Origin of the sequence: Rhodoferax sp. TH121, from assembly GCF_002251855.1 — a bacterium.
Taxonomy (GTDB): Bacteria; Pseudomonadota; Gammaproteobacteria; order Burkholderiales; family Burkholderiaceae_C; genus Allorhodoferax.
Genome location: NZ_NOXW01000022.1, coordinates 64,402 through 88,501 on the forward strand (window position 1 = coordinate 64,402; position 24,100 = coordinate 88,501).

General features: G+C 63.8%; 22 protein-coding genes. 15 read left to right on the forward strand and 7 right to left on the reverse strand.

Translation table 11 applies throughout. The annotated features are described in order from the left end of the window. Nucleotides 1-4 precede the first annotated feature (4 nt). Nucleotides 5-805 carry a nucleotidyltransferase family protein gene (locus tag CHU94_RS14700; protein ID WP_094482749.1) on the reverse strand — a complete coding sequence of 267 codons (801 nt, stop codon included), beginning with the start codon at nucleotides 803-805 and terminating at the stop codon, nucleotides 5-7. Between the two features lie 64 nt (nucleotides 806-869). Between CHU94_RS14700 and CHU94_RS14705 the strand changes: the two genes are divergently transcribed. From CHU94_RS14705 to CHU94_RS14745, 9 genes are all read left to right on the forward strand, one after another. Then, nucleotides 870-1,907, forward strand: coding sequence for an SPFH domain-containing protein (locus CHU94_RS14705; protein ID WP_094481240.1), 1,038 nt, complete (start codon nucleotides 870-872; stop codon nucleotides 1,905-1,907). Between the two features lie 101 nt (nucleotides 1,908-2,008). Continuing rightward, nucleotides 2,009-3,538 carry a DUF4178 domain-containing protein gene (locus CHU94_RS14710; protein WP_094481242.1) on the forward strand — a complete coding sequence of 510 codons (1,530 nt, stop codon included), beginning with the start codon at nucleotides 2,009-2,011 and terminating at the stop codon, nucleotides 3,536-3,538. A 20-nt stretch (nucleotides 3,539-3,558) separates the two neighbouring features. Beyond that, nucleotides 3,559-3,777, forward strand: a complete 219-nt coding sequence (locus CHU94_RS14715; RefSeq protein ID WP_094481244.1) for a DUF350 domain-containing protein — start codon at nucleotides 3,559-3,561, stop codon at nucleotides 3,775-3,777. A 121-nt stretch (nucleotides 3,778-3,898) separates the two neighbouring features. Beyond that, nucleotides 3,899-5,461, forward strand: coding sequence for a polyamine aminopropyltransferase (locus tag CHU94_RS14720; RefSeq protein WP_094481246.1), 1,563 nt, complete (start codon nucleotides 3,899-3,901; stop codon nucleotides 5,459-5,461). Next, nucleotides 5,458-5,931 (forward strand): thiol-disulfide oxidoreductase DCC family protein, encoded by a 474-nt coding sequence (locus CHU94_RS14725; protein ID WP_094482751.1) that lies wholly within the window; start codon nucleotides 5,458-5,460, stop codon nucleotides 5,929-5,931. The genes CHU94_RS14720 and CHU94_RS14725 overlap by 4 nt, the downstream gene beginning before the upstream one ends. Then, nucleotides 5,928-6,479 carry a DUF4166 domain-containing protein gene (locus CHU94_RS14730; RefSeq protein ID WP_176452049.1) on the forward strand — a complete coding sequence of 184 codons (552 nt, stop codon included), beginning with the start codon at nucleotides 5,928-5,930 and terminating at the stop codon, nucleotides 6,477-6,479. The genes CHU94_RS14725 and CHU94_RS14730 overlap by 4 nt, the downstream gene beginning before the upstream one ends. A 32-nt stretch (nucleotides 6,480-6,511) precedes the next feature. Next, entirely contained in the window at nucleotides 6,512-8,092 is a 1,581-nt protein-coding gene (locus tag CHU94_RS14735) for an FAD-dependent oxidoreductase (protein WP_255033982.1), read from the forward strand. Between the two features lie 87 nt (nucleotides 8,093-8,179). Further along, the gene (locus CHU94_RS14740; protein WP_094481252.1) at nucleotides 8,180-10,480 is read left to right on the forward strand and encodes a penicillin-binding protein 1A; all 2,301 of its coding nucleotides are present in this window, start codon (nucleotides 8,180-8,182) and stop codon (nucleotides 10,478-10,480) included. A 139-nt stretch (nucleotides 10,481-10,619) separates the two neighbouring features. Continuing rightward, nucleotides 10,620-11,252, forward strand: coding sequence for a PEP-CTERM sorting domain-containing protein (locus CHU94_RS14745; protein WP_094481254.1), 633 nt, complete (start codon nucleotides 10,620-10,622; stop codon nucleotides 11,250-11,252). 65 nt (nucleotides 11,253-11,317) lie between these two features. On the opposite strand, the gene speD is transcribed toward CHU94_RS14745, so the two are convergent. Further along, nucleotides 11,318-11,701 (reverse strand): adenosylmethionine decarboxylase, encoded by a 384-nt coding sequence (speD, locus tag CHU94_RS14750; RefSeq protein WP_094481256.1) that lies wholly within the window; start codon nucleotides 11,699-11,701, stop codon nucleotides 11,318-11,320. Nucleotides 11,702-11,709: 8 nt separating this feature from the next. After that, nucleotides 11,710-12,831 (reverse strand): NADH:flavin oxidoreductase/NADH oxidase, encoded by a 1,122-nt coding sequence (locus CHU94_RS14755; RefSeq protein ID WP_094481258.1) that lies wholly within the window; start codon nucleotides 12,829-12,831, stop codon nucleotides 11,710-11,712. Nucleotides 12,832-12,963: 132 nt separating this feature from the next. On the opposite strand from CHU94_RS14755, the gene tkt reads away from it, so the two are divergent. Together tkt and gap are read left to right on the forward strand one after the other, a co-directional pair. Continuing rightward, nucleotides 12,964-15,036, forward strand: a complete 2,073-nt coding sequence (tkt, locus tag CHU94_RS14760; RefSeq protein ID WP_094481260.1) for a transketolase — start codon at nucleotides 12,964-12,966, stop codon at nucleotides 15,034-15,036. Nucleotides 15,037-15,086: 50 nt separating this feature from the next. Next, the gene (gene gap / locus CHU94_RS14765; RefSeq protein ID WP_094481262.1) at nucleotides 15,087-16,085 is read left to right on the forward strand and encodes a type I glyceraldehyde-3-phosphate dehydrogenase; all 999 of its coding nucleotides are present in this window, start codon (nucleotides 15,087-15,089) and stop codon (nucleotides 16,083-16,085) included. A 124-nt stretch (nucleotides 16,086-16,209) separates the two neighbouring features. Here the strand turns inward: gap and CHU94_RS14770 are convergent, their stop codons facing one another. Continuing rightward, on the reverse strand, nucleotides 16,210-16,914 hold the full coding sequence (locus tag CHU94_RS14770; RefSeq protein ID WP_094481264.1) for a Crp/Fnr family transcriptional regulator: 705 nt from the start codon (nucleotides 16,912-16,914) through the stop codon (nucleotides 16,210-16,212). Nucleotides 16,915-17,028: 114 nt separating this feature from the next. Here CHU94_RS14770 and CHU94_RS14775 point away from each other — a divergent pair, with 114 nt between their 5' ends. The 4 genes from CHU94_RS14775 (at nucleotide 17,029) to rarD (ending at nucleotide 20,002) form a co-directional block, all read left to right on the forward strand. Beyond that, a complete protein-coding gene (locus tag CHU94_RS14775) occupies nucleotides 17,029-17,550 on the forward strand; it encodes a DUF962 domain-containing protein (protein ID WP_094482753.1) in 522 nt (173 codons plus the stop codon). Beyond that, on the forward strand, nucleotides 17,547-18,404 hold the full coding sequence (locus CHU94_RS14780; protein ID WP_094481266.1) for a bile acid:sodium symporter family protein: 858 nt from the start codon (nucleotides 17,547-17,549) through the stop codon (nucleotides 18,402-18,404). Before CHU94_RS14775 ends, CHU94_RS14780 begins: the two co-directional genes overlap by 4 nt. A 16-nt stretch (nucleotides 18,405-18,420) precedes the next feature. After that, the gene (locus tag CHU94_RS14785; protein ID WP_094481268.1) at nucleotides 18,421-19,068 is read left to right on the forward strand and encodes a chalcone isomerase family protein; all 648 of its coding nucleotides are present in this window, start codon (nucleotides 18,421-18,423) and stop codon (nucleotides 19,066-19,068) included. A gap of 64 nt (nucleotides 19,069-19,132) precedes the next feature. Continuing rightward, the gene (gene rarD, locus CHU94_RS14790; protein ID WP_094481270.1) at nucleotides 19,133-20,002 is read left to right on the forward strand and encodes an EamA family transporter RarD; all 870 of its coding nucleotides are present in this window, start codon (nucleotides 19,133-19,135) and stop codon (nucleotides 20,000-20,002) included. A 61-nt stretch (nucleotides 20,003-20,063) separates the two neighbouring features. Here the strand turns inward: rarD and CHU94_RS14795 are convergent, their stop codons facing one another. From CHU94_RS14795 to CHU94_RS14805, 3 genes are read right to left on the reverse strand one after another with little or no spacing between them, the layout of a single operon-like run. Further along, nucleotides 20,064-21,596, reverse strand: a complete 1,533-nt coding sequence (locus CHU94_RS14795; protein WP_141211468.1) for a PglL family O-oligosaccharyltransferase — start codon at nucleotides 21,594-21,596, stop codon at nucleotides 20,064-20,066. Next, the gene (locus tag CHU94_RS14800; protein ID WP_141211469.1) at nucleotides 21,593-22,465 is read right to left on the reverse strand and encodes a hypothetical protein; all 873 of its coding nucleotides are present in this window, start codon (nucleotides 22,463-22,465) and stop codon (nucleotides 21,593-21,595) included. The genes CHU94_RS14795 and CHU94_RS14800 overlap by 4 nt, the downstream gene beginning before the upstream one ends. A gap of 18 nt (nucleotides 22,466-22,483) precedes the next feature. Continuing rightward, nucleotides 22,484-24,094, reverse strand: a complete 1,611-nt coding sequence (locus CHU94_RS14805; RefSeq protein ID WP_094481276.1) for a GNAT family N-acetyltransferase — start codon at nucleotides 24,092-24,094, stop codon at nucleotides 22,484-22,486. Nucleotides 24,095-24,100 lie beyond the last annotated feature (6 nt).

Sequence of the window (24,100 nt, forward strand, 5' to 3'; positions counted from 1 at the left end):
GGGGTCAGGTGTTGAGTTCTGCCAGCCGCTCGGGCGTACCGACGTCGGTCCAGCGGCCAGTGTAAATCTCGGCGCTCACCTGTGCTTGCGCCATGGCTTTGCGCAGCAGGGGCGCCAGTGGGGCTTTCACGCCCTGCGGGTTGCCGGTAGGAATGTCGCACCAGGGCGCGGCAAAGAGTGCCTGGTGAAACAGCGCGAAGGTGCTGTAGGTGTAGCGCTGGGTGCTGCTGTCGGCAGGCGGGTCCGTGCACAGGCCTACGCCCTGGGCATCCACCTGCTCCAGGCCAAAGTCACCCTTGCGGTGGTGTGCCGGGTTGGGCACCAGCCACAGGTGGGCCAGCTTGCCACTGGCGGCAAAGCGGTCCACCGCAGCCTGGGTAAACATGAAGTCGGGTGCATACACATCACCCGCCATGGACCAGAACACGGGCGCGAGTTGCGGCAGCGCGCGCGCAATGCCGCCCGCAGTCTCCAGCGCGCCACCAAAGTCGCGCCCTTCATGGGAGTAGTGCAAGGCCAGAGCGTTAGAGTTTTGCTCTGCTTTTGATAGCTGTTCACGCAATATTGGCGGCGCCTGTATGCCAATTTGATGCCCAAACTGGGTCTCGATCTGCTCGCCCAGCCAGGCGGTGTTTACCACCGCACTGCCAAAGCCGCCTTGCGCCAGCGCCTCCAGGTGGTACTGCATCAGGGGCTTGCCCTGCACGGCGAGCAGGGGTTTGGGGCAGGTATCGGTCAGCGGGCGCATGCGCTCGCCGCGGCCGGCGGCCAGCACGATGGCGGGGGCGGGTGTGAAAGAGGGCATGGGCGCAAAGCATAACCGTGGCCACCCGCTATCATCTTCCCCACCAACATTCAGGGGGGACACCATGGCATTGATGGACTTCATCAAGAAACAGTTTATTGACGTCATTCAATGGACGGAAGAGAACGACGGCACGCTGGCCTGGCGCTTCCCCATGGCGGGTATGGAAATCCAGAGCGGCGGCACGCTGGTCGTGCGCGAGTCGCAGCTGGCGGTGTTCGTCAACGAAGGCAAGGTGGCCGATGTGTTTGGTCCTGGCACCCATACGCTCACCACGCAGACCTTGCCGGTGCTGACCTACCTGAAGAACTGGGACAAGCTGTTCGAGTCCCCCTTCAAGAGTGATGTGTACTTCTTCAGCACGCGCCAGCAGATCGACCAGAAGTGGGGCACGCCCCAACCCATCACCATCCGTGATGCCGACTTTGGTGCCGTGCGCCTGCGTGCCTTTGGCAATTACGCCTTCCGCATTGCCGACCCCAAGCTCTTCCACACCGAAATTTCGGGCACGCGCGAGAACTACACCACAGCGGACATTGACGGCCAGCTGCGTGGCCTGGTGTTGCAGAACATCAGCAATGCGGTGGCGAGCAGCGGCATTGCGTTTTTGGATTTGGCGGCCAACCAGCTGAGTTTTGCGCAGGCACTGACCCGCCAGCTCGCGCCCGAGTTCGAGAAGATCGGCCTGAAGCTCGAAGGCATGACGGTACAAAACGTGTCGTTGCCCGAAGAGCTGCAGAAAGTGCTGGACCAGAAGATCGGCATGGGCATGGTTGGCAACGACATGGGCAAGTTCATGCAGTACCAGACGGCACAGGCCATCCCCAAGTTTGCCGAGGGCGCAGGCTCGGGCGGCGTGGCGGGCGATGCAATGGGCCTGGGGGCTGGTGTAGCGCTGGGCCAGGTGCTGGCGCAGAACCTGGCTGCCGGTTTGCAAGCGCAGGCTGCACCTGCAACCGCCGCTGTGGCCGCGGCTGCAGGCGTGAAGCCCGAGGATGTGATGGCCACGCTGGAGAAGCTAGGCGACCTGAAAACCAAAGGCATCCTGACGCAGGAAGAGTTTGACGCCAAGAAGGCGGAACTGCTGAAGAAACTCGTGTAGTCGTCGCTGGGGCGGGCGCAGCGGCAGAGGGCTCTGCTGCGTGTCCCCCGCCCGTGGGCTCCTCCTTTACCTCCGCATAACCCTCTACCGCTCCGCCCTCCTTGGCTAACGAGACCGTTGCTCCTCAACGCGCCTACCGGGCCCCGTGCCCGGGCTGTGGCGCGCCTGTCAACTTCCTGAGTGCACAAAGCACGCACACCATCTGTGCGTACTGCCAGAGCACCGTGGTGCGCAAGGGCGAGGTTCTCGCGCGCATTGGCAAGATGGCCGAGCTGTTTGATGACCACAGCCTGCTGCAGTTGGGTGCCAGCGGCAGCTGGAACGGCCAGAGCTTCACGCTGTTGGGGCGCCTGCAATACAAGTATGGCGAAGGCACCTGGTCCGAATGGCATGCGGTGCTGGGCGATGGCAGCAGCGCCTTCCTGAGCGAAGACAACGGCGCCTATGTCTTCACCACCGCGCAGCCCGTCCAGCGCAACCTGCCTGCGGCCGAGCGTTTTCGTGTGGGTGCTATCACCGCTATCAACGGTCAATCGTTCAGTGTGGCGTCGAACCAGCTTGTGGCGCTGGTCGCGGCGCAGGGCGAATTGCCGCGTCTGCCTGAGCTGGGCCGCAGCTTTGCCATGGTGGAGCTGCGCAGCGAGGCCGCGGACGCCAAGAGCACGGGTGAAGTGCTCAGTGTCGACTACAGCACCCAGCCACCCAGCGTGAGCATGGGCCGCTCGGTGCAGCTGGACGAGCTGAAGCTCACAGGTCTCAAGGACAACGCGTCAAAGGAAGAAAAAGGTCGGCAGTTTGCCTGCCCAAACTGCGGCGCCACACTGGAGGCCCTGCTGCTCACCACCCAGAGCATGAGCTGCAAGTCCTGCAACACACTCATCGACCTGTCGCAAGGTATTGGGGGTGAACTCAAACATGCCGTGCAGGACGAGCCCATCCAGCCCCTGATTCCCTTGGGGACGGTGGGCATGCTGCAGGGCGCGTATTGGCAGGTGGTGGGCTTTCAGCACCGCATGGGCACCGAGCCCGCTGACCCTGATGAGCATTTTGGTTGGGAGGAGTACCTGCTTTACAACGCCAAGCGCGGATTCATTTTTCTGGTTGATTCGACCGATGGCTGGAGCGTGGTCAAGCCCACCACGGGTGCACCCGTGGTCAGCAGTAGCCAGCAAACGGCGACGTACCTGGGTACCCATTACCAGCTCAAGGAAAGCTATACCGCGACCACCAACTATGTGGTGGGCGAGTTTTACTGGCAGGTGCAACGTACACAGAAAACGGAGAACCGGGACTACCGCAGCGGCAAGAGTCTGCTCAGTTCCGAGCGGTCGGCCCACGAGCTCACCTGGTCCGTCGGCAGCACCATCGACAGTGCCACGATTGCCCGTGTCTTCAAGTTGCAGACTGATAAGGCGGCGCTCCAGCGCAGTGATGTCGGACCACTCTCTGGGTCTAGCAACCCCTTGATGCGGCAAGAGTTTTGGGTGTTCATCGTGGTGGTGCTGTTTTTCCTGGCCATGACGCGCTGCTCACCCAATTGCGACCCGAGCGTGGAGAACTGCTCCAGCAGCAGCTACCGTTCCTCGGGCGGCTCGTACGGCGGCTTCTCGTCGGGTGGCGGACACAAATAGGATTTGGAACTTTCAAGGAGATGGCCATGGAATGGTTGAAACCGGATGTGGTGTTGGGCTCGGTGCTGTACGCAGTGATCGGCGTGCTGATCTTCTGGATCTGCTTCATCATCATTGACAAGATCACGCCCTACAACCTGTGGCTGGAGATTGTGGAGAAGCAGAACAAGGCACTGGCCATGGTGGTGGCCGCCATGTCGCTGGGCATTTGCATCATCGTGGCGGCAGCCATTCACTAATGCCCCCCACGCTCCACCGCTACGCGGGTCGCCGCCCCCCGAGGGGGCGCGTTTTGCCTTGGGGCGGCCCGGCGGCAAAACATGCCTCCGCTCGCCACTATTCAAGTTGGGCGGCCCTCAGGTGAAACCTGAGTCTTCCCAGCCCACCGGGCCACGTCCGGTGGAGGTCGCGCTGCTCGCCTCTGTGTTTGTGGTGGCGGCGTGCGGGCTGGTGTACGAGCTGGCGGCGGGTGCGCTGGCTTCCTACTTGCTGGGCGATTCGGTGCTGCAGTTCAGCACCGTGATTGGGGCTTACCTGTTTGCCATGGGCATTGGCTCTTGGTTATCGCGCTTTTTCGAGCGCCAGCTCACCGCCCACTTTTTGCGCATAGAACTGCTGGTGGCCCTCGCCGGTGGTACGTTACCAGCGATTCTTTTTGTCGCACATGCCTGGGCTCCCGGTTCATTCCGTTTGGTGCTCTACGCGATGGTGCTGCTGGTCGGCATGCTGGTGGGGCTGGAGATTCCGCTGGTCATGCGCATCCTCAAGCGCAACGTGGCGCTCAAGGACTTGGTTTCGCAGGTGCTGACCTTTGACTACCTGGGCGCGCTTGCGGTCTCCGTCGCGTTTCCGCTCTTGCTGGTGCCCAAGCTGGGCCTGGTGCGCACCGGGCTGCTGTTCGGCTTGTTGAATGCCGCCGTCGCCCTATGGGCACTGTGGCTGTTTCGCCATGAGCTCCGGCGCTTTGCGGCGCACGCCTGGGCCTGTGCTGGGGTGTTGGCCCTGCTGGGCGCGGGCATGGCCGCCGCCGACCACATCACCACCTGGGCCGAAGACCGGCTTTACCAGGACAAAGCCATCATCGCGCAGTCCAGCCCCTACCAACGTATTGTGGTGACCCATTCACCGGGCGAGGGCCAGTTGGGCTACCGCCTGTTCCTCAACGGCAACTTGCAGTTCGCCCAGCGCGACGAATACCGTTACCACGAAGCGCTGGTGCACCCCGCCATGGCTGCGTTTTCAGCGACCGGAGCTTCGCCCAAAAAGGTGGCCGTGCTGGGCGGTGGCGACGGCATGGCGGTGCGCGAAGTCCTCAAGTACTCTGGCGTGGAGAGCGTCACGCTGGTGGAGCTGGATCCGGCTATGACCGCGCTGTTTACGCGAACACCGGAGTTGGCGGCGCTCAATGCCGAAGCGCTGCGTTCGTCCAAAGTGAAGGTCATCAACACCGATGCCTTCACTTGGCTGCAGGGCACAGACGAGGTATTTGATGTCATCGTGGTGGACTTTCCAGACCCTACCAACTTCTCGGTCGGCAAGTTGTTCACCAACGCCTTCTACGCCCTGCTCGACAAGCATCTGGCTGCCAGCGGCTACGCCGTAGTGCAGACCACCTCGCCGCTGATCGCACGCAAGAGCTTTTGGACTGTGGTCACCACCATGGAGTCGGTAGGCCTTACCGCCACGCCGTACCACGCCCATGTGCCCAGCTTTGGTGAATGGGGCTTTGTGCTGGCTAGCCGTCGCCCGTTCCGCTTGCCAACGGCACTGCCTGCGGGCCTGCGCTTTCTCAGCGTGCCCAGCCTGCCGTTGTTGTTCGAGTTCCCCCAAGACATGGCCCGCGTGCCTACCGAGGTCAACCGCCTCTCCAACCAGGTTCTGGTGACCACGTATGAAGAAGAATGGGGCAGGGTGGCCAAATGACCCATGGATCCCAATCACCCTACAGCTACCGCGATGACCCGGCGGTCCCGCGTTTTGCCGATGACAAACCCCTCATCGTTTTTGACGGGCACTGTGTGCTGTGTTCCGCGTGGGCCAACTTTGTGCTCAAGCACGACCGCAACATGGTCTATCGTTTGCTCGCAGCGCAGTCTCCGCTGGGCCAGGCCTTGTATGCCCACTACGGCTTGGGTGGCAGCGACTACCAGAGCAATCTGCTGATCGCGTCAGGGTGCGTGTACATCAAGTCCGATGGCACCCTTCGTATGTTCAGAGGTCTGGGCTGGCCGTGGCGCTTGGTCGGGGTGTTGCGTGCGTTTCCGCTGCCATGGCTGGACGCGCTCTACAGCGTGGTGGCGCGCAACCGCTTGCGCTGGTTTGGCCGGCGTGAGGTTTGTTACTTTCCGGCGCCCGAAGACGCAGACCGCTTTGTGGCGGGCGAGGCGCCGTGAACTCGCCCGCCAGTCTATTTCAGCGGGTGCTGGGAGGTGCCTTTGCGCAGCTGTCTCCGGCCCTGCAGCGCTGCCACCAGCCCGGTGAGCACTTGGTGTTGCGTGGCCAAGCCTCGGTGCAGCGTGGCTCGGGATGCTTGGCCCGGCTGGTGTGCTGGTGCATGGACTTTCCTGCGGCGGGGGAGGCGGTGCCGGTCCAGGTGCGCATGGAGGCGCTAGACCAGGGGGAACGTTGGCTGCGTACATTCGGTACGAAACAATTTGCCAGCCATCTACTGCAAGAGCATGGTGCACAGCCCGGCATGTTGGTAGAGCAATTCGGCCCGCTGCGGGTGCAGATTGCCGTGACGGTGGTGAACGGCGCTTTGCATTGGGCGGTGTACGGTGGCGCCGTCTGGCGCCTGCCTTTACCCGCCTGGTGTTTGCCCACAGGCGACAGTCGCGAGTTTGAGTCGGAGGGGCGTTTCCACTTCGATGTTGAGATTACGCATCCCTTCACCGGGCGCATCGTCCACTACCGCGGCTGGCTGGCGCCGTACAAGCGGTGAGGCGGCGCAGTTTTCTGGCCGCTGCGGCCCCCGTGCCATTGTGGGCCTGCAGTGCTGCTGCGGATTCTGCTGCGCACATCACCGGCGGTTTCACGGGAAATGACCACGCACGCGGCCACCAACTGCGTGACCGCAAGACCTGGCCCACGCCCGCCGTTACCCACCGGGCCCACACCGTCATCGTGGGTGGTGGTGTGGCGGGCCTAGCGGCTGCGCGGGCCTTGCGCCTGCGCGAGCAAGACGACTTTGTGCTGCTGGAGCTGGAAGACAGGGCGGGCGGCAATGCGCGCGGCGGCACGGTGGGCGGCATCGCATGCCCGCTGGGTGCGCACTACCTGCCATTGCCCAGCGACGACGCGCCCGAGGTGCAAGACCTGCTGGAAGAGCTGGGTCTGCGCCAGCGCGTGGCCGGGCGCTGGCAGTACGACGAACGACACCTCTGCCACAGCCCGCAGGAACGCCTGTTCTTCAACGGCGCTTGGCAAGACGGGTTGCTGCCAGTGCACGGCGTGGGCGAGGCCACGCTGGCCCAGTACCGTCGCTTTGCGGTCTTGGTGGAGCAGGCGCGCCAAGCAGCGAAGTGGACCATTCCAACGCGAAATCGACCTTTGGACACTGTGCAGCGCGCGCTGGTAGCTATCACTTTCATAGCGTATCTTGACCAAAACGGATTGGACGATCCGCAGTTGCGCTGGTACTTGGACTACTGCTGTCGCGACGACTACGGCACTGGCATTGCCACCGTGTCGGCCTGGGCCGGTATCCACTACTTTGCCAGCCGCCACGGCTTCCACGCACCGGGCGCCGAGACGGCCGAGCGCGAGGGCCTGCTCACCTGGCCAGAGGGTAATGCCTGGCTCACGCGCCGCCTGGCTGCACCACTGGGCGATCGCCTGCGTACAGGCAGCGTCGTGCTGCGTGTGGCGCAGGGCCGCCATGGTGTGGAGGTGGACGCTTTCAACACCGCCAAGCAGCGGGTCGAGCGCTGGCAGGCCCAGCAGGCCATCGTGGCGCTGCCGATTTTTATCGCTGCGCGCGTGGTCGAGGGTGTGCCCGACTTCTTGCGCCAGGCCGCCCAGCGCGTGGTCTATGCGCCCTGGCTGGTGGCCAATATCCACCTCCGTGAGCCGCTGCGCGACCGGCCTGGTGCCGCGCCCAGCTGGGACAACGTGGTCTACGGAACGCAAGGCCTGGGCTATGTGGACGCCATGCACCAAAGCCTGCACCCTGTGCCCGGCGCCACCGTGCTCACCCACTACCGCGCGCTGGGGGATGTGCCGGGCGGCCCGGCCGCTGGGCGCCGGCAGCTGCTGGCGCAGCCCTGGACCTATTGGCGCGACACCATCGTGGCCGAGCTGGCCGCCGCCCACCCCGACCTGGCTGCCAAAGCCACGCGCATGGAGCTGACCCGCTACGGCCACGCCATGGCCATCCCCCTGCCCTCCAATCATGGTCAAATTGGTCTCTGGCCCCCGCAAAATCTGCGCAAGCAGCTATCAAAACAGAAGCAACTTGCGCTCGCTTATGGCCGCCTGCGCTTTGCCCACAGCGACTGGGCGGGCTATTCCATCTTCGAAGAGGCCTTCACGCTGGGGCATTGGGCCGGTGCCTGAGCAACAGCTGGAAACATTTGTGACATCCCCCGCTTGGCGGCCCCCAGCACGGACCTGCCCATAATCCGCCCTCAGCCACGCTTTCTTATGCACACCAATTCCTGGGGCCCTTGGCCCATGCGCATCCTCAAAACCGGCCTGGTGCTGGCGGGCCTGCTCGTCCTGTTTTTGTTGGCCGCGGCCGCGTTTTTTTACCCGCAACTGCCCGACACCTCCTCACTCTCCAACTACCAGCCCAAGCAGCCGCTGCGGGTGCTCACGGCCGATGGTGTGCCGATTGGCGGCTTCGGTGCAGAGCGCCGTGTCTACCAGCGCATCGACCAGATCCCCGCGCTGATGAAGGACAGCTTGCTGGCCGTGGAGGACTCACGTTTTTACAGCCATGGTGGGCTGGACCCGATTGGCGTAGCCCGCGCCTTGGTGGCCATCACCACCGGCGGTCGCATGCAAGGGGCTTCTACCATCACGCAGCAGGTGGCGCGCACCTTCTTCCTGAGCCGCTCGCGCACCCTGGAACGCAAGCTCAAGGAAGCCATGCTGGCTTTCAAGATCGAGTCGCAGCTCAGCAAGGACCAGATCCTGGAGCTCTACATGAACCAGATCTACCTGGGCGCACGCTCCTACGGCTTTGAGGCTGCCGCCCAGACCTACTTTGGCAAGACGTTGGCGGCACTCACCCCGGCCGAATGCGCCATGCTGGCCGGGCTGCCGCAGAACCCTTACTTTGCCAACCCCATCCAGAACTTGGAGCGCGCCCGCGCCCGCCAGCTCGTGGCCTTGGGCCGCATGCGCTCGCAGGGTGTGATCGATGGCGGCCAGTACGCCGAGGCGCTGCTGGAAAAACTGGTGGTGCGCAGGCCCAACGATGTGGATGTGCATGCTGAATACGCTGCCGAAATGGTGCGTCAGCAGGTCTATGCCCAGTACGGCGAGCTGAGCTACACCACCGGCCTCAACGTCACCACCACCTTGCGCTCGGCCGACCAGCAAGCGGCCTACAAGGCCCTGCGCCGTACCCTGGTGGAGCATTCACTGCGCCAGGTTTGGCGTGGCCCCGAAGGACAGGAAAACCTGCCCGACAGCCTGAAGGACGAGAACCCCGCCGTGGCCCAGTCGTTGGCAGACTATGACGACGACGAAGACCTGCGCCTGGCCATCGTCACGCGCGCCAGCAGCAAGTCCGTCACCGTGGTGCTGGCCTCCGGCGAGTCCCTCACCATCGAAGGCACGGGCCTGCGCCCGGCGCAGAGCGGCTTGGCCGACAACGCGTCCGCCAAGTTGCGCGTGCGCCGCGGTGCGGTGTTGCGCGTGCTGCAACAGGGCAAGACCTGGAGCCTGGTGCAGTGGCCCGAGACCGAAGGTGCCTTGGTGGCGCTGGACCCGGCCAACGGCCACATCCGTGCGTTGGTGGGCGGCTTTGACTTCCACCGCAACCAGTTCAACCACGTGACCCAGGGATGGCGTCAGCCCGGCTCCAGCTACAAGCCCTTCATCTATTCCGGCGCTATCGAAAACGGCATGCAGCCCGAAAGTCTGGTCATGGACGCGCCGTTGGAGAACGTGGGCGACTGGACGCCCGAGAACGACGATGGCAGCGCCGACGGCCCCATCACGCTGCGTCATGCACTGGCCCGCTCCAAAAACCTGGTGTCTATCCGCCTGATGCAGCTGCTCTCCCCCCAGGGCGCACGCGACTGGACCAGCCGATTTGGTTTCGACCCGGAGCGCCAGCCTGCTGATCTGACCCAGGCCCTGGGCTCAGGATCGACCACGCCGCTGCAACTGGCCGGCGCCTACGCCGTACTGGCCAACGGCGGCTACCGCGTTAGCCCCTTGCTGATCCAGCGCATTGCCCGCGCCAACGGCGAGGTGGTATTCGAGGCCCCGCCCCCGGTGGCGCTCGAAGAGACCCGGCGCGCCATCCCTGCGCGCAATGCCTTCATGGTGTCCACCCTGTTGCAAGAGGTCACCCGCAGCGGCACCGCAGCCCGCGCACAGGCCATCCTCAAGCGCCCCGACCTGTATGGCAAGACGGGCACCACCAACGACGTGGTGGACGCTTGGTTTGCTGGGTACCAGCCGGGCGTGGTGGCCGTGGTGTGGGTGGGCTATGACACACCGCGCAGCTTGGGCTCACGGGCCTCAGGTTCAGCGCTGGCGCTGCCGGCCTGGATTGATTACATGAGCACAGCGCTCAAGGGCGTTGCGGTGCAGGAGGTGCAGCCCCCCGAAGGCGTGGTGCGCTCCGGCAACGAGTGGCGCTATGCCGAGTGGAACTGGGGCGGCTTCATCTCTAGCTTGGGTGTGGATGGTGAGGCCATCAGCCCGGCCCTGCAGGTACACCCCACCTGGGCCCCGGAATCCTCCGCTCTGGCACCCGGGGGTTAATCCGGGCCGCAAAGTGTGATTTTTGTCACGTGCAGCGTGCTGGGTGCCGCTGCTTGCAGCCCGTGTTACCTCTCCTGCTTCTTTACAATCAAGCCTGCATTTCGTAGTCAGCTCCGTCAGATTCTTCACCAGGGACTCCATGAAAAAAATCGCTATCGCCGCCGTTCTGGCCGCCAGCTCCTTCCTCTCGGCCCATGCCGCGGCCATCTCTGGCCTGGTGAACACAGGCAGCTTTGCCAGTGGCGTGCAAGACACCAACTATGTGCTCAATGGCAACAGCTACGGTTATGTGACCTACGACAACGCCTGGCCCGTCAACCCTTGGCTGGCCAACACCTCGACGTCAAAGTGGATTACACCCACTGCCAACCAAGCCGCATCGTTGGACCCCGTGCAGAACGGCACCTATTCCTGGACCCTGTCTTTCAACCTCAGCGGTTTTGACGCCAGCACCGCCAGCTTCTCGGGCCAGTTTGCTGCCGACAATCAAGCCACCGTCAAGCTCAACGGCGTGGTTATCGGCAGCGCAAGCAGCTTCAGCCAGTTTTCCAGCTTTGCGGCCAACAGCGGCTTCATTGCGGGCGTGAACACCCTGGAGTTTGTGCTGACCAATTTCGCCCAAGGCAGTGGCAACCCCGCTGGCCTGCGCGTGGAATTTTTGCAATCCAACGTGGTGACTGCTGTCCCTGAGCCAGAAACTTATGCCATGTTGCTCGCAGGTTTGGGCTTGATCGGCACTATCAGCCGCCGCCGCATGCGTCACCGCGCCTGATCGGCCTGTAGCCCCACAACAAAAAGGGAGCCATTGGCTCCCTTTTTGTTGTGGGGCTGCGCCTCTTATCGTTCAGGTGGCGTGCCACGCAGCAGCCGGTGCTGCTGCACCTGTGTGGCGTCAAAACGCTGCAGCAGTGCCGCCAGCAGCGCGTGGGCCTTGTCTGAATGGTCGGCGCCGAAGTTGCACACGTACACATCCAGCGTTACCGCCCGTTGTTCGGGCCAGGTGTGCACACACAGGTGCGACTCGGCCAACAGCACGGTCGCGGTCACGCCTCCCGGGCCCAGGTCGGTTGCGGGGAAGGTGTGGAGCTGCTGACCCACTACCTGCAGACCGGCGGTCTTGACGGCCTCTGTGCAAAAGGCGCCCAGGGCCGCAGCCTCGGTGAGCCATGCCATCGCGCAGCGGCAGCCGTGCAGGTCGGCGGTCAGGTGTAAGCCTTGCATGCCTTGGCTCAGCGCCCGCCCACTTTCACCGGGCCGAACACGGCCTGCGCTTCGCGCGGCAGGCTGCGCCAGTAGGTGGGGTGGGCTTGTACTTCGCCGCCCAGCGCAGCGGCGGCCTGCCAGCCCCAGCGCGGTTGGTACAGAAAGGCGCGCGCAAGGCCCACCAAGTCGGCTTCGCCGCTTTGCAAAATGGTCTCCGCTTGGTGCGGGTCGGTGATCAGGCCAACGGCGATCGTCAGCAGCCCGCTGACCTCGCGGATGCGCTGCGCAAAGCCCACCTGGTAATTGGGGCCCAGCGCAATCTTTTGCTGGGGTGACACACCGCCGCTCGAGACATGGATGAAGTCGCAGCCCAGGGCCTTGAGGCGCTTGGCAAATTCGGCACTCTGCTCCACATCCCAGGCACCGTCCACCCAGTCGCTGGCTGAGAGGCGCAGGCCTAGCACGCCTTTGAATACGGCGCGTACCGCGGCAAACACCTCCAGCGGGAAACGGATGCGGTTCTCAAAATTTCCGCCATAGGCATCGTCGCGCTGGTTCGCAATCGGCGACAAAAACTCATGCAGCAGGTAGCCGTGGGCACTGTGGATTTCGATGACCTCGATGCCCATGCGGTCGGCCCGTTGGGCCGCCTCCACAAAGGCCTGTTTCACACGCTCCATGCCCGCTGCATCCAGTGCGGTGGGAGGTGCCTCACCCGGCAGCTGCGGCAGGGCGGAGGGGCCAACGGTCTCCCAGCCACCCTGGTCTTGTGGCAGCAGCTGGCCACCCTCCCAAGGAAGGCGGCTGGAGGCCTTGCGCCCCGCGTGCGCGAGCTGAATGCACACCGGCACTTGCGGCGCCAGTTTGCGCGCGCGCGCCAACGTGTTGGCTAGCGCGGCTTCTGTGGTGTCGTCCCACAGGCCCAGGCAGGCCGGGGTGATGCGGCCTTCAGGCAACACACCGGTGGCCTCGATCATGAAGAGCCCTGCACCGCCGTTGAGCAGGTTGGCCCAATGCATCAGGTGCCAGTCGGTCGCGCAGCCATCCACCGCCTGGTACTGGCACATGGGCGCAATGACGATGCGGTTGGGCAGGGTGAGGCCGCCACGCGGCGAAGGAAGGGTGAAGGGGGTGAAGAGTTGGCTCATGCACAAAAGCATAGCCCATGGGTCAATTTCCGTGCGGTACTGGCCTGTAACGTCCCTCGGGCGAGGCCCGGTAAAATCGGGTGAGTTTTGTCCTTCCCACCGTTTCCCAACCTTACCCCGGAGTTGCCCTCAATGGCCCCCACCCCCAATACCCAAGACATGGCCAACGCCATCCGCGCACTGTCCATGGACGCTGTGCAACAAGCCAACTCCGGCCACCCCGGCGCCCCCATGGGCATGGCCGACATGGCCGTGGCATTGTGGGGTGAACACCTGCGCCACAACCCCGCCAACCCCAACTGGGCCAACCGCGACCGTTTCATCCTGTCCAATGGCCACGGCTCCATGCTGATCTATGCGCTGTTGCACCTGACCGGCTACAAACTGCCGATTGGCGAACTCAAGAACTTCCGCCAGCTGCACAGCAAGACCGCAGGCCACCCCGAGTTCGGCATCACCCCCGGCGTGGAAACCACCACCGGCCCGTTGGGCCAGGGCATTACCAATGCTGTGGGCTTTGCCCTGGCGGAAAAGCTGCTGGCCAAGGAGTTCAACCGCGAAGGCCATGCCATCGTGGACCACCACACCTACGTGTTCATGGGTGACGGCTGCCTGATGGAAGGTATCAGCCACGAAGCCGCTGCACTGGCCGGTGCCTGGAAACTGGGCAAGCTGATCGCGCTGTATGACGACAACGGCATCTCTATCGACGGCCAGGTAGCTCCTTGGTTCATTGACAACACTGCCCAGCGTTTTGTGGCCTATGGCTGGAACGTGATCGGTCCGGTGGACGGCCACGACGTGGCTGCCGTGTCTGCCGCCATTGCACAAGCCAAGGCCGGCACCGACAACCGCCCCACCCTGATCATCAGCAAGACCCACATCGGCAAGGGAAGCCCCAACCGCGCCAACACCTCCAAGGCCCATGGCGAGCCTTTGGGCGCGGAAGAAATCAAGCTCACCCGTGAATCCATCGGCTGGAGCCACGCGCCCTTCGTCGTGCCCAAAGAAGTCTATGCAGACTGGGATGCCAAGGAAAAAGGCAAGGCCGCAGAAGCTGCCTGGAACGACAAGTTCGCCGCTTACAAAGCCGCCTTCCCCGAGCTGGCCAAAGAATTCGTACGCCGCATGAAGGGCGACCTGCCCAAGAACTTCGTGCAGACCGCCGTGGACACCGTGATCGCTGCCCACCAAAAGGGCGAAACCGTGGCAAGCCGCAAGGCCAGCCAGTTGGCACTCGAGTCTTTCACCGCAGCCCTGCCCGAAATGCTGGGTGGCTCTGCCGACCTGACCGGCTCCAACCTGACCAACACCAAGAGCACGCCCAACCTGCGTTTTGACGCATTGACCGGCGACGTGGTGACCAACGAAGCCGGCCAAGGCGGCCGCCACATCAACTACGGCGTGCGCGAATTCGGCATGGCCGCCATCATGAACGGCGTGGCCCTGCACGGTGGCTTCATTCCCTACGGTGGCACCTTCCTGACCTTCAGCGACTACAGCCGCAACGCCATCCGCATGGCGGCCTTGATGAAGCTGCGCGTGGTGCACGTGTTCACCCACGACTCCATCGGTCTGGGCGAAGACGGCCCCACCCACCAGTCCATCGAGCACGCAGCGTCCTTGCGCCTGATCCCCAACCTGGATGTCTGGCGCCCTGCGGACACGGCTGAAACCGCTGTGGCCTGGACCGTGGCGTTGCAAAACAAGGCCAAGCCCACTGCGCTGCTCTTGAGCCGCCAGAACATCGCCTACATCGCCAAGGGCGATTCCGCCGTGGCTCCGGATGCCTCTGGCCTGGACGCCATCAGCAAGGGCGCCTATGTGCTGGCTGAGCCATCGGACGCTGGCCTGAAGAAGAAGGCGCAAGCCGTGATCATCGCCACCGGTTCCGAGGTGCAGTTGGCCATTGCCGCGCAAAAGGTGCTGGCCGAGCGCAAGATCGCAGTGCGCGTGGTTTCCATGCCTTCCACCACCACCTTCGACCTGCAAAGCACCGAGTACAAGTCCAGCGTGTTGCCGGCCGGTGTACCCCGCATTGCGGTGGAAATGGGTTCCACCGGCGGCTGGTGGAAGTACGGCACTGCTGCTGTCGTGGGTCTGGACACCTACGGCGAATCTGCCCCCGCACCAGTGCTGTTCAAGCACTTCGGCTTCACTGCGGACAACGTGGCTGACACCGTCGAACAAGTGCTGCGCAAATAAGTAATTCTGGTTTCTGTGTCCTACGATTTTTTAATTGAAGAGAGAAGCAAATGACAATCAAGATTGGTATCAACGGCTTTGGCCGCATCGGCCGTATGGTGTTCCGTGCCGCAGTCCAGAACTTCAACGACATCGAGATCGTTGGCATCAACGACCTGCTGGAGCCTGACTACCTGGCTTACATGCTGCAGTACGACAGCGTGCATGGCCGCTTCAAGGGCGAGGTGTCGGTGGACAACGGCGTGCTGATCGTCAACGGCAAGAAAATCCGCCTGACGCAAGAGCGTGACCCTGCGAACCTGAAGTGGGCCGACGTCGGTGCCGATATCGTGGTCGAATCCACCGGCCTGTTCCTGACCAAGGAAACCGCGCAGAAGCACATCGATGCTGGCGCCAAGAAGGTCATCCTGTCCGCTCCCTCCAAGGACGACACCCCCATGTTCGTCTACGGTGTGAACCACACGACCTACAAGGGCGAGGCCATCATCTCCAACGCTTCTTGCACTACCAACTGCTTGGCCCCCCTGGCCAAGGTCATCAACGACAAGTTCGGCATCAAGCGCGGCCTGATGACCACCGTGCACGCAGCCACTGCCACCCAGAAGACCGTGGACGGCCCCTCCAACAAAGACTGGCGCGGAGGCCGCGGCATTCTGGAAAACATCATTCCTTCCTCCACAGGTGCTGCCAAGGCTGTGGGTGTGGTGATTCCCGAGCTGAACAAAAAGCTCACCGGCATGGCCTTCCGCGTGCCCACCAGCGACGTGTCCGTGGTCGACTTGACCGTGGAGCTGAACACCTCTGCCACCATCGCCGAGATCAACGCCGAGTTGAAGGCCCAGTCCGAAGGCGCCTTGAAGGGCGTGTTGGGCTACACCGAAGACAAAGTGGTTGCGACCGATTTCCGTGGTGACAGCCGCACCTCCATCTATGACGCAGAAGCCTCCATCGCTTTGGACGGCACCTTCGTCAAGCTGGTGAGCTGGTACGACAACGAATGGGGTTACTCGAACAAGGTCCTCGAAATGGCCCGCGTCGTCGCGAAGTAAAGCGCACCCCCGTGGCGGCTTTGCCGCCTTCCCCCTTGAAGGGGGTGCTACCAGCAGCCCGGTAGAGCCGGTGCTGCGGTAGCCCTGAAAAAGCCCGCTCCTTTCTGTGAGGTTGCGGGCTTATTTATTGGCACAGCGCGCGTAGCGCCGGAAGGTCCAGGATTTCGAGTTCGCCGCGCTGGATGCGCACGATGTGCTGGGCCTTGAGGGTGTTGAGGATCTGGTTGGTGGTTTGGCGCGACACGCCAATCATCAGCGCCAGTTCTTCCTGGGTGATGGCCAATACGCGCCGGGTGCTGCTGTCATCCGCGCGCTGGCCGTAGCCCTGGGCCATGCCCACCAGACGGCGGGCCAGGCGCAGCGGTGCACTCAGCACGGTTTGTTCTTCCATGCTCACAAATGCCATACGCAGCTTGTCGGCCATCAGCACGGCCAGGTCGCGCCAGTGCTGGGGGTGGGCCTGCAGCCAGGCCAGCAGCTCCTCGTGCGGTACCTGCAGCAGCGTGCTGGGTTCGGCGGCGTGGGCGTGGTGGGTGCGGGCAGAGCCGTCAAACACCGATATTTCCCCAAACCACTGCGGCGGTGTCAGCACTACCAGCAAGGCCTCGCGCGTATCGTTGCGCTGGCCACTCTGGCCCGAAATGCGGATGGCGCCGCTCACCAGTGCATACAGGCCACAGGGCGCACTGTCGCGCAGGAATAGCGCATCACCCGTTTGCAGTGCGCGCAGCTTGGCCATCTGGAGCAGGGCCTGCGAAAACGCGCCCGGAAGCTGGGCGAACCAGCGCCCGGAATTCAGCACGGGCAGGTAGCGGGACGGGTCGGTCATGGGTCTAGTGGTTTATACGGATGACGCGTCATGTGTCGGCTACCCGACAGACGTGGTGCCGAGGCTAAGCCCATGATTGCGCTACGTCAACCCAGAAGCATGCAGGAGACCGCCATGAAAACCCTGACCGACCACCTCACACAATACGCCGCCTACCACCAGGACCACCGCAATGTCGTCACCCACTTTGTGGGCATTCCGATGATTGTGTTGGCAGTCACCATCCTCTTGTCGCGCCCGCAGTGGCAGGTGGGTGCGCTGATGCTCAGCCCTGCCGTCTTGGTGGCGTTGGCCTCCAGCTGGTTTTATGCCCGCCTGGATGCCCGCTTTGGCATCGTCATGGCCCTGCTGTTGGCCGTCTCCCTGGCGGCCAGCCAGTGGTTTGCAGCCCAAAGCACCAGCGTCTGGCTGGGCTGGGGCGTAGGCCTGTTTGTACTGGGCTGGGCGATCCAGTTTTTGGGTCACTACTACGAAGGCAAAAAACCCGCCTTTGTAGACGACCTGGTAGGCCTGCTGGTAGGCCCCCTGTTCCTGGTGGCCGAAACCGCCTTCCACTTCAACATGCGCACCGAGGTGCGTGATGAAATCCGCCGCCGTTTGGGCTCTGTGTCGGCCCCCACCGGTGTGGCGGCATGAGCTTTACTGCGGCGCTGCCCACGCTGTTGCTGATCGCGCTGGCCCTGGTCATGTTTGGCCTGGGCCTGTCCCTTTCGCTGGGTGACTTTGGCCGCTTGCGCGAGAACCCCAAGGCCGTGGCGCTGGCGCTAGCCATCCAGATGCTGGTGCTGCCCGGTGCGGCCTACCTGCTCATTGTGGTGATGCGCGTGGAGCCGGTGTATGCCGTGGGCTTGATGCTGCTGGCAGCCTCGCCTGGCGGGGTATCGGCTAATCTGTTCAGCCATTTGTTTGGTGGCAATGTGGCCATGAACATCTCGCTCACGGCCATCAACACCGTGCTCTCCATCGTCAGCCTGCCGCTGATTGCCAACTGGGCGATTGCCACCTTTGTGCAGACCGGCCAGGTCGTGCCGTTGCAGTTTGGCAAGGTGTTTGAGGTGGTGGGGGTGATCTTGGTGCCGGTGGCCATTGGCATGGTGGTCAGCCGCCAACGCCCGGCCTTTGCCCAGCGCATGGGCCAGCCCATGAAGGCCTTCAGCGCCCTCGTGCTGGCCGCCTTCTCCATCATCGCCATCGCCAAGGAGTGGACCGCGCTCACCGAATCTTTCTCCAGCCTGGGGCCGGTGGTGCTGGCCTTCAACCTGCTGAGCCTGCTCTCGGGGTATTACCTCTCGCGCTGGGCCGGTTTGGACAAACCCGTGGCCACTGCCGTGAGTTTCGAGATCGGCATCCACAATTCCACCCTGGCCATCTTTGTGGCGCTGTCGGTATTGGGCAACTTCCAACTGGCGTTGCCCGCGGCCATTTACTCGGTCAGCATGTACCTCACCGCGACGGCATTCGGGTTCCTGGTGCTGCGTCGCTCCTCCTGACGCAGAAAGTCTCGCTATGTTGAAAGTGTTGATTCAGACCCCAATGGCAGTGCTGTTGGCTGGGCTGCTGGCGTTGCCCTTCCCCACTCTGGCGCAAAACACGGCGCAAGGTACCGTGCAGCCAGAGCCTCAGGCTGCAGGTTCGGGCAGCAGCGTATCGGTGGAGGGTGTCTCCTTTGAGCGGGAAATCCAGTTGGGCGGCTCCACGTTGAAACTCAATGGTGCGGGTGTCCGGACCCGGATTGTGTTCAAGGTGTATGCAGCGGCGCTGTATATGCCGGTGCCCTCCACCACATCGACTGACGTGTACATGTCCAAAGGACCCAAGCGTCTCAAAGTGAGCTTCTTGCGTGAAATCGACTCCACCACCTTGGGCAAGACCATGTCCCAGGTGATGAGTGACAACCTGCCACGCGAGCAGTTTGGCAAGTGCATTCCGGGCATCGTGAAGTTGGGTGAGCTTTTCGCTGACAAGAAAAAAATGACCGCTGGTGAGATGTTCACCGTCGACGAGATGCCCGGCAAAGGCACCGTCATCAGCATCAACGGCAAGCTTGCGGCTGAAATCTCCGAACCTGAGTTCTTCACCTGCCTGATGCACAACTACTTTGGCGACCGCCCTGCAGACGCCAAGCTCAAAACAGCACTGCTGGGCGGCAAATAAGGCCTTCGCTGGCGGGTTAAGCTCAACGTCCCGCGCCTAAGGGCGCAGTGCTTGAGCAACTTGCATGCATTCCGGAGTGATTTACGCGGCCCTGGCCTACACGGCCTGGGGCCTGTTTCCCATTTTTTTCAAACAGCTGGCCTCGGTCAACGCCTTTGAGGTGGTGATGCACCGCACCGTCTGGTCGCTGGTGTTTTTGCTGGGGGTGTTGGCGGTGCGCAAGCACTGGGCCTGGCTGGGTGTTGCGCTGCGCACACCGCGGGTGCTGGGTGCCTTTGTGCTCTCGGCCGTTCTGCTGGCGGCCAACTGGTGCACCTATGTGTGGGCCGTACAAAACGCCCATGTGCTCGACGCTAGCCTGGGATACTTCATCCTTCCGCTGGTGAATGTGGCGCTGGGCTTTGTATTCCTGCACGAGCGCCCGCGCCCCGGCCAGTGGCTGGCGGTAGCGGTGGCCGCCGCCGGGGTGCTCTGGCTTACCGTGCAGGCCGGGCGTCTGCCCTGGGTGGCGCTGGTGCTGGCCATCACTTTTGGTTTCTACGGCTTGCTGCGCAAGGTCGGTGCGCTGGGCGCGCTCGAAGGCCTGACGCTGGAAACCCTGGTGCTCAGCCCTGTGGCGGCGGGCTGCCTGCTGTGGTGGGGCTGGCACGGGCAGGGCGCTCTGGTGCAGGCAGATACGGTTACCGTGGGTTGGCTGCTACTGGGCGGGCCACTCACCGCCATCCCGCTGCTGCTGTTTGCGGCGGGTGCGCGGCGCGTCAGCATGTCCACCATGGGCATCCTGCAATACATCTCGCCCACACTGCAGTTGCTGATCGGGGTGTGGCTCTACGGCGAGGCGTTTGAAGCTGCACGCGCCGTGGGCTTCGGCCTGATCTGGGCGGCGCTGCTGGTCTACAGCCTGGAGGGCTGGTGGAATAGTCGGCGCATTTAAGTGTCGAAACGGCCTTTGGGCTCATGGATGTTGCGCAAATAGCTACTGAATTTGTAGCAACTCACGGGGCCGTTGCAGGGGTCTTGCCGTACACGGTCTGCCACTGGCGGCGGATGTGTTCCGTGGTCGCCGTCTCTTGACCTAGCAGGCGCGCGCTTTCCAGCAAGGCGCCGATCACCCGGGGCTCGGGCGAATAGTGCAGCGTCTGCAGCGCGTCTGCATACAGGGCTGTGGCGTTGTCGGGGCTGGGGCTGGTGGTGGTCACGCTGGCAAAGCGCACCATGTCCCGGAACAGCCAGGAGTCGCTGACCTTGGTCAGCGTGTCGTCGCGGTAGGCATGCGCGCGGTGTGCCTGCGGCAGAAACAGCTGGCCCACACGCCAATAGTCCCAGCCCACATACGCCGCAATCGCCAGCAGACCCGTGGCCGCCAGCAGGCTCAGCGGCAGCTGGCCGACGGCACGCGGCGCGGTGGGCGCATCCTGGCGGGTGCGCCACAGCAGCCACAGGCACAACAGCGTGGCCAGCTGGAAGGGCCCGTACCACAAGGGGTACTCCAGCAGGCTGTGTAGTGCAATGGTGGCCAGGCCGGCCCAGGCCATTTGCCGCGCGGGGTGGGTGTCGCGCCAGGGCGTGGCCCACAGCACCGCCGCCAGCGCTCCGCCACACAACAGCAGCGCGGCCGGCACGCCCAGCTCCACGGCCAAATGCAGGGGCAGGTTGTGGGCGTTGTCCAGCAGCTCGCAAAAACGCGCGCCCCGGTAGGGCGTGATGAAGTGCGCAAATTTCAGTTCATCCCAGCCCCAGCCCAGCCAGGGTTTGTGGGCAATCAGCTCCAGCACATTGCTCCACAGAATGGTGCGGCTGCCGCAATCGGAGCTCTCCTGAAAGCGCTGCAGCGCGCCCTTGCCGACCTGCCCGGTGGCGGCCTCCAGCGCCTGGGGAAGCGCCCAGGCCGCCAGCACATACAGGGCTGCGGCCAACAGGGTCCACCCCAGTATGCTGCGCCGCCCATGGCGGGCCCACACCCAGGCCAGCGCCACCAGGCCCAGCCACTGCAGCACCCCCGTGCGGGAGCTGCTGGCGGCGTTGCCCAGCGCCAGTACGGCTATGGCCAGTATCACGCACAGCCGCCGCAGGGCGGGGTGTCGGGAGTCTGCGTTGGGGTGGTCGTTAGCCAGGTACAGCAGGGCCACCAGCCCGAGCGAGGTGAGCGACGCAAACTGGTTGCGTTGGCGCAGGTTGGCATAGGCCTGCCCCGGGCTGGAAGCGCTGATCCAGGGGTAGGGCAGCAGTCCCTCTGCGCCGAAGTACTGCAGCACACCAGCCCCCGCACTCAGCAGCGCGGCCAGCAGCCAGCCCCAGGCCAGCGTGTGCGCCAGTGCGCGGGCACTGACACGCGGCCCATAGCCCACCCACGCGACCAGCAGCACTGCACCACAGCCCACCGACAGCAGGCGCTGCACCATCTCGGGGTTGGGGCCCCAGGTCACCGGGTTGAGCCACGGCGCCGCCATGGCCAACACGGTCACGGCGGCCCACAGGGCCAAGCCCTGCGCCCGCAGTGCGGGCGTGGAGTAACGCAACACTGTCACGGGGTCCAGCAGTTCTGCTCGGAGCGCACATTGTTGTGCACCCAATATTCGTTGCCGCCGGTGAGCGTGAATACCCCGCCCAAGCTACCTGCTTGGGCGATGCGGTACCCGGTGCCCAACGCTTGCGCGCAGGCCGCATCGGCCGCGCTACGGGTGTCGAATTGGCTGCCGCGCACGTCGTCGGGGGAGGCACGCACATCCTGGTAGCCACTGCTGCCTTCGGTCACCTGCTTGGCGCAGGCCAGCGGGCGCGGCGTCACACAGCTTTGTGGCTGCACACACTGGAAACCGCAGTTATTCAGGTCTTTTGCCACGGCAGGAACCACCACCACACTGCCCGTGGGGGTGCCTGCCGCCAGCGTTGTGCCCGACGCCGTTTGTACCGGCGGCAGCGTGGCCAGCACCTGGGCATTCGCGTCCAGTTGGGCGGCCACATCGCTCGTTGCCTTGAGCACTTCGCCCCTGCAAATCCGCCCCACCTGCACGGGCGAGGTGTCACTCACACAATCGTAAAAAATCCCGGTGGCACTGCGCACAATCGGTACATACCGCAGCTGCACCACGCGCCCATCGACCTTGGCGTCCAGTGTCACCAGCAAAGTGCTGTCGGCTTGCAGCGCCCAGGCCTTCACGCCGCTTTTAGGGGGTACCGCGGGCAACTCCAGATCCCCATGGACTGCGGGTTGCCGCTGCTTCAGGTAGTGCGCTTGCAGGGGTTGCATCAGCGCTGCGGTACCACTTACTGCCCAATCCTCGTAGCGCTCCAGATTGATACGCGCCGTCTCGCTCCCCAGCCGCGACCAGCTGAAAAAGATCAGCAATGGCAATGCCACCGCCAACAGCAAACCCCAACCGTGCAAACGAGACATAGTGCCTGCTTTCTTCTGTTATTCGAGATGCCGCGCGAGCTGCTCACACAGCAGGGCCAGCCCGGCTTGGCTGGCCTCGCCCATCAGGCAGATCTGCAGCCAGTTGCGCTGCAGCAGGTAGCCGCTGGCGTAGCTGCATTCCAGGCCTGCCTCCAAAAGGGCATCGCCCAGCGCCCGTGATGACAGCTCCTTTGGCAGCGCCAGGGTGAATACTCCCGGCGAACGGGCCGCACCCTGCACCACCAGGGGCAAGCCCAGCTGCTGCAAGCGCGGTGCCAGCCAATCGCCCAACAAGGCGCGCGTGGCCGCGCGTGGCGCCTGCGGGCGGCGCAAGGCGCTGGCCAAGGTCTCCAGCAGCAGCGACGAGCCGCTGTAGGGTTGCCCCTGCTGCTTGGCATAGGTCCGCAGGTCCAGGTAGGCGGGCAAGGGGCGGGCCGTGGGCTGCGGCTGCAGCAGCGCCGGGTTGTAGAACACCATGGCCAGCCCGGTCAGGGCGCCCAAGCCTTTGCCGCTCACCGCGCTGGCCATACGGACCCCGCGCCAGTCGCAGGGCAGCACCCCCAGTGCGCTGATGCCGTCCCAATGCGTGAGCACCTGCCGCGCATCACATACCGCTTGTAGTTCTTGCACCGGGTTGATCTGCCCGGTGGAGGTTTCGCAGTGCACACACCACAGCCAGCGGATGTCGGGGTCATCGTCCAAGCGCTGCGCAATGGCGTCGGGGTCGATGGCCTGGCCCCAGGGCAGCTGCTGCGCCACGTGGGCAATGCCAAAGCCGTGCGCATGGGCCAGCAGCCGCTCCCCAAACTCACCGTTCGACACGATCAGGCCCTTGCTCCCCAACTCGGCAATGTGCGCAGCCACCACATCGTTGGCCAGCGTCCCCGTGCCCATGAGCACCTCCACGGCCTGCGTGTGGGTCAGGGTGCGCAGCCGTTCCTGGGTCTCGTCCAGCAGAGAGGCATACCGCATGCTGCGGTGCGAATACACCGGCAGGCGCATGGCCGCTTCCACCTCCGGGTGCAGGGCCACCGGGCCGGGCAAAAAGCAATGGCGCGCCCCCGCAGGCGCTGCTTCCATGGCGGCACGCACCGGCAGTGCGCGCAGCTGGCGGTTGGCGGTAGCCCGCGTCATGAACATGGGTTGGTAACGCGCCCCTTCGCTGCCTACCGGCTCGGCGAAGGGCTCAAAGCCCAGCTTGGTGTACAGGGGAATGTTCTCCAGTCGCCCGGAGATCAGCGCGCGGTCAAACCCTTGTGCCACGCAGTTTGCAAACAGGGCCCGGAACAGCTCGCGCAGCACCCGGCTGTGCCGGTGGCTGGGTTCAATGGCCAGCAGCCGAATCTCGCACAGCGACTCCCCCGGCAGCACATGCGCATCCAAGTTTGGTAGTTTGGCATCCAGCGAAAAAGGTCGCTGATTGCGCAAGGCCAGCATGCCGACAATGGCCTCGCCGTCCTTGGCAATGAAGTAAGTGTTCTCCTGGTGAAACTTGTCCACCAGCGCCCGGTTGGGGTTGCTTTGGTGCTGCGGAATTTCTTCCACAAAGGTCGCATAGTTCAGCCGTGCGATGCCGTCGAACTCGTCCCCGGTGTCGGCAATCTTGACCAGCAGCTCGCCTCCGCGCATTCAGCG

Coding starts and splice junctions, on each gene's coding strand:
- CHU94_RS14700 (WP_094482749.1), bottom strand. CDS start 805: ATGCCCTCTTTCACACCCGCCCCCGCCATCGTGCTGGCCGCCGGCCGC.
- CHU94_RS14705 (WP_094481240.1), top strand. CDS start 870: ATGGCATTGATGGACTTCATCAAGAAACAGTTTATTGACGTCATTCAA.
- CHU94_RS14715 (WP_094481244.1), top strand. CDS start 3,559: ATGGCCATGGAATGGTTGAAACCGGATGTGGTGTTGGGCTCGGTGCTG.
- CHU94_RS14725 (WP_094482751.1), top strand. CDS start 5,458: ATGACCCATGGATCCCAATCACCCTACAGCTACCGCGATGACCCGGCG.
- CHU94_RS14740 (WP_094481252.1), top strand. CDS start 8,180: ATGCACACCAATTCCTGGGGCCCTTGGCCCATGCGCATCCTCAAAACC.
- CHU94_RS14745 (WP_094481254.1), top strand. CDS start 10,620: ATGAAAAAAATCGCTATCGCCGCCGTTCTGGCCGCCAGCTCCTTCCTC.
- speD (WP_094481256.1), bottom strand. CDS start 11,701: ATGCAAGGCTTACACCTGACCGCCGACCTGCACGGCTGCCGCTGCGCG.
- CHU94_RS14755 (WP_094481258.1), bottom strand. CDS start 12,831: ATGAGCCAACTCTTCACCCCCTTCACCCTTCCTTCGCCGCGTGGCGGC.
- tkt (WP_094481260.1), top strand. CDS start 12,964: ATGGCCCCCACCCCCAATACCCAAGACATGGCCAACGCCATCCGCGCA.
- gap (WP_094481262.1), top strand. CDS start 15,087: ATGACAATCAAGATTGGTATCAACGGCTTTGGCCGCATCGGCCGTATG.
- CHU94_RS14770 (WP_094481264.1), bottom strand. CDS start 16,914: ATGACCGACCCGTCCCGCTACCTGCCCGTGCTGAATTCCGGGCGCTGG.
- CHU94_RS14775 (WP_094482753.1), top strand. CDS start 17,029: ATGAAAACCCTGACCGACCACCTCACACAATACGCCGCCTACCACCAG.
- CHU94_RS14780 (WP_094481266.1), top strand. CDS start 17,547: ATGAGCTTTACTGCGGCGCTGCCCACGCTGTTGCTGATCGCGCTGGCC.
- CHU94_RS14785 (WP_094481268.1), top strand. CDS start 18,421: ATGTTGAAAGTGTTGATTCAGACCCCAATGGCAGTGCTGTTGGCTGGG.
- rarD (WP_094481270.1), top strand. CDS start 19,133: ATGCATTCCGGAGTGATTTACGCGGCCCTGGCCTACACGGCCTGGGGC.
- CHU94_RS14800 (WP_141211469.1), bottom strand. CDS start 22,465: ATGTCTCGTTTGCACGGTTGGGGTTTGCTGTTGGCGGTGGCATTGCCA.
- CHU94_RS14805 (WP_094481276.1), bottom strand. CDS start 24,094: ATGCGCGGAGGCGAGCTGCTGGTCAAGATTGCCGACACCGGGGACGAG.